General features: G+C 66.4%; 10 protein-coding genes. 8 read left to right on the forward strand and 2 right to left on the reverse strand.

Annotated elements, in window-relative coordinates; translation table 11 throughout:
• Nucleotides 1-2 precede the first annotated feature (2 nt).
• Nucleotides 3-716 (reverse strand): hydrolase, encoded by a 714-nt coding sequence (locus AAHE99_RS12910; RefSeq protein WP_342117738.1) that lies wholly within the window; start codon nucleotides 714-716, stop codon nucleotides 3-5.
• 93 nt (nucleotides 717-809) lie between these two features.
• Here AAHE99_RS12910 and AAHE99_RS12915 point away from each other — a divergent pair, with 93 nt between their 5' ends.
• From AAHE99_RS12915 to AAHE99_RS12935, 5 genes are read left to right on the forward strand one after another with little or no spacing between them, the layout of a single operon-like run.
• On the forward strand, nucleotides 810-1697 hold the full coding sequence (locus AAHE99_RS12915; RefSeq protein WP_342117739.1) for a LysR family transcriptional regulator: 888 nt from the start codon (nucleotides 810-812) through the stop codon (nucleotides 1695-1697).
• Nucleotides 1698-1709: 12 nt separating this feature from the next.
• Entirely contained in the window at nucleotides 1710-3074 is a 1365-nt protein-coding gene (locus AAHE99_RS12920; RefSeq protein ID WP_342117741.1) for a cytochrome P450, read from the forward strand.
• A 34-nt stretch (nucleotides 3075-3108) separates the two neighbouring features.
• Nucleotides 3109-3636 (forward strand): SRPBCC family protein, encoded by a 528-nt coding sequence (locus AAHE99_RS12925; protein WP_342117743.1) that lies wholly within the window; start codon nucleotides 3109-3111, stop codon nucleotides 3634-3636.
• A complete protein-coding gene (locus AAHE99_RS12930) occupies nucleotides 3633-3770 on the forward strand; it encodes a hypothetical protein (protein WP_342117744.1) in 138 nt (45 codons plus the stop codon). The genes AAHE99_RS12925 and AAHE99_RS12930 overlap by 4 nt, the downstream gene beginning before the upstream one ends.
• Before the next feature lie 38 nt (nucleotides 3771-3808).
• Nucleotides 3809-4231, forward strand: a complete 423-nt coding sequence (locus AAHE99_RS12935; protein ID WP_342117745.1) for a hypothetical protein — start codon at nucleotides 3809-3811, stop codon at nucleotides 4229-4231.
• Nucleotides 4232-4234: 3 nt separating this feature from the next.
• On the opposite strand, the gene AAHE99_RS12940 is transcribed toward AAHE99_RS12935, so the two are convergent.
• A complete protein-coding gene (locus tag AAHE99_RS12940) occupies nucleotides 4235-5275 on the reverse strand; it encodes an AraC family transcriptional regulator (RefSeq protein ID WP_342117746.1) in 1041 nt (346 codons plus the stop codon).
• A gap of 68 nt (nucleotides 5276-5343) precedes the next feature.
• On the opposite strand from AAHE99_RS12940, the gene AAHE99_RS12945 reads away from it, so the two are divergent.
• From AAHE99_RS12945 to AAHE99_RS12955, 3 genes are read left to right on the forward strand one after another with little or no spacing between them, the layout of a single operon-like run.
• Nucleotides 5344-6960: an FAD-binding oxidoreductase gene (locus tag AAHE99_RS12945; RefSeq protein ID WP_342117747.1), complete on the forward strand. Its 1617-nt coding sequence runs from the start codon at nucleotides 5344-5346 to the stop codon at nucleotides 6958-6960.
• On the forward strand, nucleotides 6957-8561 hold the full coding sequence (locus AAHE99_RS12950) for a glycerol-3-phosphate dehydrogenase/oxidase (protein WP_342117748.1): 1605 nt from the start codon (nucleotides 6957-6959) through the stop codon (nucleotides 8559-8561). Before AAHE99_RS12945 ends, AAHE99_RS12950 begins: the two co-directional genes overlap by 4 nt.
• A complete protein-coding gene (locus tag AAHE99_RS12955; RefSeq protein WP_342117750.1) occupies nucleotides 8558-10120 on the forward strand; it encodes an FGGY-family carbohydrate kinase in 1563 nt (520 codons plus the stop codon). Before AAHE99_RS12950 ends, AAHE99_RS12955 begins: the two co-directional genes overlap by 4 nt.
• Nucleotides 10121-10158 lie beyond the last annotated feature (38 nt).

Below are 10158 nucleotides of genomic sequence, written 5' to 3' on the forward strand. Positions count from 1 at the left end.
GATTACTTCTTGCCTTCCTTGGCGTTGAACATCTCCTTGGCGTAGACGATGCCCAGGCCGTAGCCGCCGCCGTGTTCAGCCGCGATCTTGGTCACAGGAGCGTAGGTCTCGCCGCGTGCCCAGTCGCGCTGCAGTTCCAGCATGTACTGCAGCCAGGTCATTGGGCGGGCACCGGCCTGCACCATGCGCTGCACCGCCATGTCATGCGCTTCCTTGGTCACGCCGCCGGAGGCATCGGTCACGATATACACCTGGTAGCCCTGGTCGATGGCAGACAGCACTGGCTGCACCAGGCACACTTCGGTCCACAGCGCCGCCATCACCACTTTCTTGTGGCCGTTCTTCTGCACCGCGTCAACCACGCGCTGGTCTTCCCAGGTGTTCATGGTGGTGCGGTCGATCGGCGCCTGTTCCGGGAAGACGGCCTGCAGCTCGGGGAAGATCGGGCCGCTGAAGGACTTGGCGGCGACCGTGGTCAGGATGGTCGGCACCTTGAAGGTCTTGGCGGCTTTGGCCAGGCCGGTCACGTTGTTGCGCAGTTCGGCCACGTCGATGGAGCGGGTGGCGAAGGCCATTTGCGGCTGGTGGTCGATCAGCACCAGGGTGTGGTTCTTTGGCGTCAGCAGCTGTTCGGCCGGCGGGGCGGCGTGGGCGGCGACGGCGCCGAAGGCGAGGACGACAGGCAGGGCGGCTTTGATCAGGGACTTGAAGTTCATGGTGTGCTCCTTTGTGGTGAGTTGGTGGAATGAACTTTAATAAATCCGTTCGGCGTAATAAACTAGGGTTAGTGCAAATGATATTTACGCAAAATGGAACAATATGACCTGACCGATCTGCGCAGCTTCATCGCGGTGGTGGAAAGCGGCAGTTTCGTGCGCGCCGCGGAACAGCTGGCCGTCAGCACGGCCGCCATCAGCCGCCGCATCGCCACGCTGGAAGCGGCCCTCGGCAGCCAGCTGATTACCCGCACGACGCGCCGCAACGACATCACGGATGCCGGGCGCGCCTTCTACGCCGATGCGCAGGCCGTATTCCAGCTGCTGGATGAAGCGCAGGAACGCGTGCGCCAGGGCCAGGACTCGGCCAGCGGCACCCTGCGCGTGGCGGCGCCGCTCAGCTTTGGCATCCAGAAGGTGGCGCCGGTGCTGCCGCCGTTCATGCAGCGCCATCCCGACCTGAAAGTGCAACTGCTGCTGGAAGACCGCACCACCGACTTGCATGCGGAAGCGATCGACGTCGCCTTGCGTATCGGCTTCCTGCGCGACTCATCGCTGGTGGCGACACGCATCGGCACCGTGGGCCGCCTCTTCGCCGCTTCGCCAGCCTATCTGCAGCGCGCTGGCAGGCCGGCCTCGCTGGCGCAGCTGCGCGGCCACTCGGTGCTAAATTACAGTCTGCTTAGCGTGCGCGAAGAGTGGGGCAGGCTGATCGGCGACCCGGGCGAACAGCTCGACCTGAAGGTGCCGCTGGCCGCCAATAATGCGGAGGCGCTGGCCGAGTGGGCGGTCCAGGGCATGGGGATTGTGCTGCTGCCGGAGTTCGCGCTGGCGCAGGCGCTGGCCGATGGGCGGCTGGTGCAGCTGCTGCCGGATGCGAGTCCTGAGCCGTATGGCCTGTTTGCGGTGCGGCCGTCGCGCCAGTTCACGCCGGCCCGGCTGCGGCTGTTCATCGACTATTTGCGGGAGTGCGGTTTCTGAAGGAGGTGCAATATGGATCACCTGCCTGGCCCCAGCGGTTTGCCGCTGCTGGGGAATATTGGAATCGATGCCGCCCATTTCCACCAGCAACTGGAAGAGTGGGCGCGCGAATACGGCCCAATCTACCGCATGCGCCTGATGAAGCAGCGCTTTATCGTGAGCAGCCGGCGCGGGGACATTGCACAGGTCCTGCACGACCGGCCCGACCAGTGGCGGCGCTCGCGGCGCATCACCGCCATCCTCGAAGAAGCGGGGGCCACCGGTGTGTTTTCGGCCGAGGGCGATGCATGGCGCAGCCAGCGCAAGCTGGTAATGCATGCATTGACACCGGAAGTCATCAACAGCTTTCATCCCACGCTGTCGGCCATGACCGGGCGCTTGCGCGGGCGCTGGCTGGCGGCCGCCGAGTCAGCCCAGCCGCAACGCCTGCTGCGCGACCTGAAAGCGTTTGCGCTCGATGTGGCGATCGGTATGGCGCTGGGGCAGGACCAGGACATGCTGCGGCACGAGAACAACCCGCTGCAGCAGGACATCGAGTTCCTGTTTGCCCAGATGGGGCGCCGCCTGGTGGCGCCGATCCAGTACTGGCGCGCAATCCAGTTGCCGGTGGACCGCGCCACCGACGCAGCGGGCGAGCGTGTACGCAGCGCAGTAGCGGGTTTTGTGGCAGAGGCGCGGGCCCGCATGGCCGCCAATCCGGCGCTGCGCGAAAAGCCGGGCAACTTGCTGGAGGCGATGTTGCAGGCGGCCGATACTCCTGGTTCCGGCATCAATGACGCGCTGGTGCAGGCCAATGCGCTCACCATGGTGTTTGCCGGCGAGGACACTACCGCCAACACCATCGCCTGGCTGCTATACCTGCTGTCGCACGCGCCGCATGCCGCCGCGCGCCTTGCTGAAGAAGCCGATTCCGGGCCTGGGCTTGAGCACATGCCTTATCTGGATGCCTGCGTGCAGGAGGCCATGCGCCTGAAGCCCGTAGCGCCTTTCCTTGGCGCGGAAGCGGTGCATGATGTAGCGCTGGACGACGTGCAGGTACCGGCTGGGGTGGTGGTGTTCCTGTTGCTGCGCCACGCATTTGAGCGCGACGTGCCAATGGCCGACGGTACGGAATTCAGGCCCGAGCGCTGGCTCGACCCCGCCATCAGGGAAAAGCAGGACGACCCGGCGCGCAAGCTGCTGCCGTTCGGCGGCGGGCCGCGTTTCTGCCCGGGGCGCTACCTTGCGATGTGCGAGATCCGCACCGTGATGTCGATGGTGGCGCGCACCTTCACCATCGAAGCGCAGCCGGATGCGCCGCCGGTCGAAGAAATGTTCACCTTCACCATGACGCCCAGCGCATTGCCGGTGCTTTTGCGGCCGCGTACCCTGTGTTAGTCTTGCACGCATACCAACACTCGACGAGGGGACTATGCTGAAACGGATTTCGATGGGTTTGATTTTTGTGATGGTGTTGGTCCTGGGTATGGCAATGACCCAGCCGGACAGCTTCACCGTGCAGCGCAGCGCGGCGATCAAGGCGCCGCCGGCCAAAGTCATGGCCTACCTGAATGACTTCCACCAGTGGCCGGCCTGGTCGCCGTGGGAAAAGCTCGATCCGAAAATGCAGCGCACGTTTGAAGGCGCCGCCAGCGGCAAGGGCGCCGTCTACGCCTGGAATGGCGACGACAAGGTGGGCCAGGGCCGCATGGAGATCATCGACAGCAATGCGCCGGCCAGCCTGGCCATCAAGCTTGATTTCATCAAGCCGTTCGCATCGTCCAACCAGACCGAATTCCAGCTGCAGCCGCAGGGCGATGGCACGCTGGTGACCTGGACCATGAAGGGCCAGAGCATGTTCGTGACCAAGCTGATGGGCGTGTTCTACAGCATGGACAAAATGATCGGCAAGGACTTTGAAAAAGGCCTGGCCCAGTTGAAGGAAGTCGCTGAGAAATGAGCCTGGCGCTGGTGTTGACGCTGGCGGCAGGGCCGGCGCTCGGGCGCTTCGACGAAAAGCTGGTGGGCGACGCGGTACGCGCCACTTCCCGGTTGGGCATACGCCGCAGCAACAGGAAAGTGCAAGTAGCCTAACAGGGATATACTGGCTCTAACACACCATGGGAGCCGCCATGAAATCCACCTTCCTGTTTGCCGCAGCATTGCTGGCGGCCCAATGTGCGCTGGCTGCTCCCTTAAGGTCCGACCACCCCATCGTCGGCACCTGGCGTTTCGAATTGCCGGACGGTTCATGCCACGAGATGTACCGCATCCGCGCCGACGGCACGGCGCTGATTACCAGCGCTGCCGAAGTGGCTGAATCCGAGTTCGAGATCGACGACCAGCCCGATGGCGACGGGTTCTATGGCTCCAACGACAAGATTGTCAAAGACAACGGCAAGAAGGATTGCACCGGCGAGATCACCCAGGTCGGCCACGTGATCAAGGCCTTCATCCTGTTCCATCCCTCGAACAATATGTTCCTCATGTGCCAGCGGCGCGATATGGCCAGCTGTATCGGGCCGTTTGTGCGCGTGCGCGGGCTGGAAATCTGACCCTCAGCGCGCCGCAGCGCGCCAGGCGCCCGGATTCATGCCGGACCACTCGCGGAAGGCGTGCGTAAAGGCGCTTTGCTCCTGGTAGCCAAGCAGGAAGGCGATATCCACCAACGATAGCCCCGGCTGGCGCAGATAGTCGCGCGCCAGCGCGAAGCGTGCTTCGTCCAGCACCTGCTGGAAGCTGGAGCCGGCATCGGCCAGCTTGCGCTGCAGGGTGCGCGGCGAGAGCCCAAGTTCTTCCGCCACCGTGGCCACGCGCACCTGGCCCTGCGACAGTCGCTGCACGATTGCGCCGCGCGCGCGCTCCACGATGCCGGCAGCTCCGGCCCGTGCCGCGCGCTGCTGCAGCAATTGCTCCGCATGCTGCTGCAACACCGGGTACAGGCTTACGTCCGCATTGGGCACCGGCCACGCCAGCAGCGCCGCATCAAAACGCGCCACATTGGCCGGCGCGCCAAAACGGGGCAGGGCGCCGAACACGCGCACATATTCGGCATGCCCCGCGGGATCGCCGCCGTCATGCATCAGCGCCAGTTCCGCAGGCGGCAGCGGGGCGCCGGCCAGCCAGTTGCCGAACACGCGGATGCCGGCAAACACGCTGTCGGCCAGGTGGCGGCAGCCCGCCGGGTAATTGGAGTGCCAGGTGTAGTCGGCCAGCGCGCCATCCGCCTGCAAGGTGGAACGCCCCAGGTCATGCGCCAACTGCTCATAGCGCATGGTCTGCTCGAAAGCCTGGCCGAAATCGCGGCAGCTGAGCAGGATCAGGCCATACACGGTGTAGGTGCCCAGTTTGACGCGTTCGCCTACGTGCAGCCCGAAATGCGGGTCCTGCGTAAGGCCGGCGGCGACATCCAGCAACTGCACGTAGGTGTCGGCTGCTAGCGCCTCCGGCAGCGGATCCAGTGCGCCTGGCGGCAACCCTGCTGCCTGCTCCAATGCCTGCGCCGTCACGCCCTGTGCGGCCGCCGCCTCGAGCAAGGGCTGCAGGTAGGAACCCGCAACGCGGGATGGCTTGGCATGATCGAACAAATCGGCTGGCATGAAAACGCAAGACTGGCGGGTGGCAATGGGTTAAGCTTTATTGAGTAAAGTATAACAAGGGATTGCAGATGAAACGTTGGAACGGTTGGGGCGAAGAGACAATTGAATACCCGCTGCACGCGGATGCACTGGCTTTCCTGGCCGGTCGTATTGGCCCGGGCAAGGCGGTGCAGGATGCCAGCTTTGAAGCGGCCTGCGCCTCGCTGGCGGTTTCGCGCCTGCCCGACCATCCCCTGATCGACAAGCGGCCGGCCACACGCCTGCGCAATGCCCTCGGCCAAAGCCTGCCGGACTGGTTCAAGCTGCGCTATGGCCGCATCGGCAGCGCACCGGACGGCGTGGCTTACCCGGAAAGCACGCAGCAGGTGCGCGAGCTGATCGAGTTTGCGCGGCAAAAGAACGTCTCATTGATCCCGCAGGGCGGCGGCACCAGCGTGGCCGGCCATCTGACCGCGCCGGCCGGCGAGCGCCCGGTGCTGGCGGTGAACATGACCCGCATGGGCCGCATGCATTACCTGGACAAGCAGGCCCAGTTGGCCACCTTCGGCGCCGGCGTGCTCGGTCCGGACCTGGAGGCGCAACTGCGCGCCCACGGCTATATGCTGGGCCACTTCCCGCAATCGTTCGAATATTCCACGCTGGGCGGCTGGGTGGTGACGCGCTCGTCCGGCCAGCAATCGCTGCGCTACGGCCGCATCGAGCAGATGTTCGCGGGCGGCGTGGTGGAGACGCCGCAAGGGCGGCTGGATATCCCGACATTCCCCGCATCCGCCGCCGGCACCGACCTGCGCGAAATTGTGCTCGGTTCGGAAGGGCGCGTGGGCATCCTGACCGAGGCCACCGTGCGCGTGACCCCGGTGCCGGAATATGAGGCTTTCCATGCCGTGTTCTTCCCGGACTGGGAACGCGCCGAAACGGCGGTGCGCGAGCTGGCGCAGGCGCGCGGCGGCCTGTCGATGCTGCGTCTGTCCAATCCGCTCGAAACCGTGACCATGCTGGCGCTGGCCGGCCACAAGCGCCTGATCGGCTTGCTGGAAGGCTGGCTGCGCTTGCGTGGCTGCGGCGAGGGAAAATGCATGCTGATGATCGGCGCCAGCGGGCCGCGTGTCCAGGCGCGCGCCGCGCTGTCGGCCGCCCTGTCGATCTGCTCGCGTAATGACGGCGTGCATGTCGGCCGCCGCATGGGCGACAAGTGGAAGGAAGGCCGCTTCCGCAATGTCTACCTGCGCAATGCGGCCTGGCAGCATGGCTACGTCATCGACACGGTAGAGACGGCGGTGGACTGGCCGCGCGTCGGCACCATGATGCGCGCGGTGGAAGCCGCAGCCACCGGGGTGCTGGGCGGCATGGGCGAGAAGGTGCACACCTACACCCACCTGTCGCACCTGTATGCCCAGGGCGCCAGCGTGTACACCACATTTGTGTACCGCCTGGCCGGTGATTTCGAGACCGATATGGCGCGCTGGCGTGCGCTCAAGCATGCGGTCAGCATGGCGATTGTCGATAACGGCGGCACCATCAGCCACCAGCACGGCGTTGGCAGCGACCATGCGCCATACCTGGCGGCGGAGAAGGGCGCGGCGGGCATTGCGGCGATGCAGGCGCTGTTCTCGCACTTCGACCCGCAGGGCATCATGAATCCGGGCAAGCTGCTGCAGGATGGGCAGGTGGGGCAGGGCGCATGAGCGCGGCGGCGCAGGCGGCGCACTGGGCGCCGGGCGGCCGCGCGCAGCTGGCGGACTTGCTCGGCCGCGAATGGGACCTGCTGGTGGTTGGCGGCGGCATTACCGGCGCCGGCATCCTGCTGGAAGCGTCGCGGCGCGGCTTGCGGGCCTTGCTGGTGGAGCAGCGTGATTTCGCCTGGGGCACGTCGAGCCGCTCGTCCAAGCTGGTGCACGGCGGCTTGCGCTACCTGAAAGAAGGGCAGTTTGCGCTGACGCGCGAATCGGTCCATGAACGCGACGCCTTGCTGCGCGATGCGCCGGGGCTGGTCGAACCGCAAAGCTTTGCCTTTGGCGACTATGTGGGCCGCAAGCCGGGACGCCGCGCCTTCCTGCTTGGGCTGGCGATTTACGACCGCATGGCCGGGCAGCGCGCGCGCCATTATTTCAGCGCGCACGAGTTCCTGCAGATGGCGCCCCGCATCCGTACCGAGGGCCTGCAAGGCGGCATCTGCTACCAGGATGCCAGGACCGATGACGCGCGCCTGGTGCTGCGCGTGCTGCAGGAGGCGCAAGCCCACGGCGGTGTGGCGCTCAATTACTGCGCCGTGCAGTCGCTGCTGCGCGAAGGCGGCGCCGGGCGCGTGTGCGGAGCGCTGGTAGGCTGCGCGGAAAGCGGCGCGGTGCACGAGGTGCGCGCGCGGCTGGTGGTCAATGCCACCGGCGCCTGGGCCGACCGCCTGCACGCGCAGCCCGCCGCCAAGCTGCGCCCATTGCGCGGCAGCCATCTGGTCCTGCCGGCCTGGCGCCTGCCGCTGGCGCAGGCGATCAGCCTGATGCACCCGCAGGACGGCCGCCCGGTATTTGCCTTCCCCTGGGAGGGCGTGACGATCGTCGGCACCACCGACGTCGACCACCGCACCGACCTGCAGCAGGAAGCCGCCATCACCCAGGAAGAAACCGACTACCTGATGGCCGCCTTGCACGACCAGTTCCCCACCCTGGACCTCAGCGAAGACGACGTGCTGGCCACCTACGCCGGCGTGCGCCCGGTGATCGATACCGGCAAGGCCGACCCTTCCAAGGAAGCGCGCGACCACGTACTGTGGCAGCAGGACGGCCTGTTGACCGTCACCGGCGGCAAGCTCACCACCTTCCGCGCTATCGCACTGGACGTGCTGCGCCATGCCGCTGTCCAATTGCCCGCGTGGCAGCACGACCTCGCCCCGCATCCGATCTTCGCCCCCGCACCGCTGCCGAGGCACGCAGCGCTTTTGCCGCCCGGCCAGGCGCTGCGCCTGCAGGGCCGCTACGGCGACCTGGCAGCGCCGCTGCTGGCCGCAGCACAAGCGGACGAGCTGGACACCATCCCCGGCACGGAAACCCTGTGGGCCCAACTGCGCTGGGCCGCCCGCCACGAAGCCGTCCAGCACCTGGAAGACCTGATGCTGCGCCGCAGCCGCCTCGGCATCCAGCTGGCGCATGGCGGCGCTGCGGTGCTGGCGCGCATACGCACCATCTGCCAGCCCGAATTGGGCTGGGACGATCAACGCTGGACTGCCGAAGAGGCGGCATATCTGGCATTATGCCGGGCAAACTACAGCCTGCCGAAAGCGCGCGCATGACCCAATACCTCCTCTCCATCGACAATGGCACGCAAAGCGTGCGTGCGCTGCTGTTCGACCTGCAGGGCAAGCTGGTCGCCAAGACCCAGGTCCACCTGCAGCCAGCCTACTACTCCGAGCAGCCCGGCTGGGCCGAGCACAAGGCGGAAGGCTATTGGGACGCCGTGTGCGCCGCCTGCCAGCGCCTGTGGACTGTCACCGACGTCCCGCGCACGGCCATTGCCGGCGTCGCGGTCACCACCCAGCGCGGCACCGTGGTCAGCGTCGACAGCGAAGGCAAGCCGCTGCGTCCCGCCATCACCTGGCTCGACCAGCGCCGCACCGAGCAGGTGCCGCCGATCAGCGCATTGTGGAGGACCGCCTTCAAGCTGGCCGGCGTGCAGGGCACCATCGACTACTTCCGCCGCGAGGCGGAGGTCAACTGGATCAAGGCCCACCAGCCCGGCCTGTGGGACCGCACGCACAAGTTCCTGCTGCTGTCGGGCTACCTGAATTTCTGCCTGAGCGGACGCTATGCCGACTCCACCGGCTCGCAGGTCGCGTATATGCCGTTCGACTACAAGCGCCACGCCTGGGCCGGCGCGCGCGACTGGAAATGGCAGGCGCTGGCCGTGCGTCCCGAACAATTGCCGGAGCTGGTGCAGCCCGGCACCGTGATCGGCGCCATCAACGCAGCCGCCGCAGCGGCCACCGGCATCCCGGAAGGCGTACCCCTGGTCGCCGCCGCCGCCGACAAGGCCTGCGAAGTGATTGGCGCCGGCGGCCTGGAACCGCACATCGGCTGCTTGAGCTACGGCACCACCGCCACCATCAACACCACCAACAGCAAATACGTCGAAGTCACGCCGTTCATCCCGCCATACCCGGCGGCGATCCCCGGCGCCTACAGCACCGAGGTGCAGATCTTCCGCGGCTACTGGATGGTCAACTGGTTCAAGGAGCAGTTCGGCCACCTGGAACAGTCGGCGGCGATGGAGCAGGGCATGGCGCCGGAAGCGCTGTTCGACCGCCTGGTGAACGAAGTGCCGCCAGGCTCGATGGGGCTGATGCTGCAGCCATACTGGAGCCCCGGCATCAAGGTGCCGGGACCGGAAGCGAAGGGCGCCATGATCGGTTTCGGCGACGTGCACACGCGCGCCCACATGTACCGCGCCATCCTCGAAGGCCTGGCCTACGCCCTGCGTGAAGGCCGCGAGCGGATTGAAAAGCGCAGCGGCGTGAAGATCACCGAGCTGCGCGTCGCGGGCGGCGGCTCGCAAAGCGATGCCGCGATGCAGCTGACGGCCGACATCTTCGGCCTGCCCGCAGCGCGCGCCCACGTGTACGAGACCAGCGGCCTGGGCGCCGCCATCGCCATCGCGGCCGGCCTCGGCCTGCACAAGGACTTCGCCACCGCGATCAATGCCATGACGCGCAAAGGCCGCGTCTTCCAGCCCGACCCCGCGCACCGCAAGACCTACGACCAGCTATACCACCGCGTCTACCTGAAGATGTACAAGCGCCTGCAGCCGATGTACGCCGAAATCGCCGAAATTACCGGCTATCCCAACACGCTGTAAAAGTCGGGGGGGGGGGGGGGGGGGGGGGGGGGGGGGGG

Source organism: Pseudoduganella sp. OTU4001, assembly GCF_038440195.1.
Classification (GTDB): domain Bacteria; phylum Pseudomonadota; class Gammaproteobacteria; order Burkholderiales; family Burkholderiaceae_D; genus Rugamonas.

Excerpts from the sequence above, each read along its gene's own strand:
- AAHE99_RS12930 (WP_342117744.1), top strand. The coding sequence starts at position 3,633 with ATGAGCCTGGCGCTGGTGTTGACGCTGGCGGCAGGGCCGGCGCTCGGG.
- AAHE99_RS12945 (WP_342117747.1), top strand. The coding sequence starts at position 5,344 with ATGAAACGTTGGAACGGTTGGGGCGAAGAGACAATTGAATACCCGCTG.
- AAHE99_RS12950 (WP_342117748.1), top strand. The coding sequence starts at position 6,957 with ATGAGCGCGGCGGCGCAGGCGGCGCACTGGGCGCCGGGCGGCCGCGCG.
- AAHE99_RS12935 (WP_342117745.1), top strand. The coding sequence starts at position 3,809 with ATGAAATCCACCTTCCTGTTTGCCGCAGCATTGCTGGCGGCCCAATGT.
- AAHE99_RS12920 (WP_342117741.1), top strand. The coding sequence starts at position 1,710 with ATGGATCACCTGCCTGGCCCCAGCGGTTTGCCGCTGCTGGGGAATATT.
- AAHE99_RS12940 (WP_342117746.1), bottom strand. The coding sequence starts at position 5,275 with ATGCCAGCCGATTTGTTCGATCATGCCAAGCCATCCCGCGTTGCGGGT.
- AAHE99_RS12925 (WP_342117743.1), top strand. The coding sequence starts at position 3,109 with ATGCTGAAACGGATTTCGATGGGTTTGATTTTTGTGATGGTGTTGGTC.
- AAHE99_RS12915 (WP_342117739.1), top strand. The coding sequence starts at position 810 with ATGGAACAATATGACCTGACCGATCTGCGCAGCTTCATCGCGGTGGTG.
- AAHE99_RS12955 (WP_342117750.1), top strand. The coding sequence starts at position 8,558 with ATGACCCAATACCTCCTCTCCATCGACAATGGCACGCAAAGCGTGCGT.
- AAHE99_RS12910 (WP_342117738.1), bottom strand. The coding sequence starts at position 716 with ATGAACTTCAAGTCCCTGATCAAAGCCGCCCTGCCTGTCGTCCTCGCC.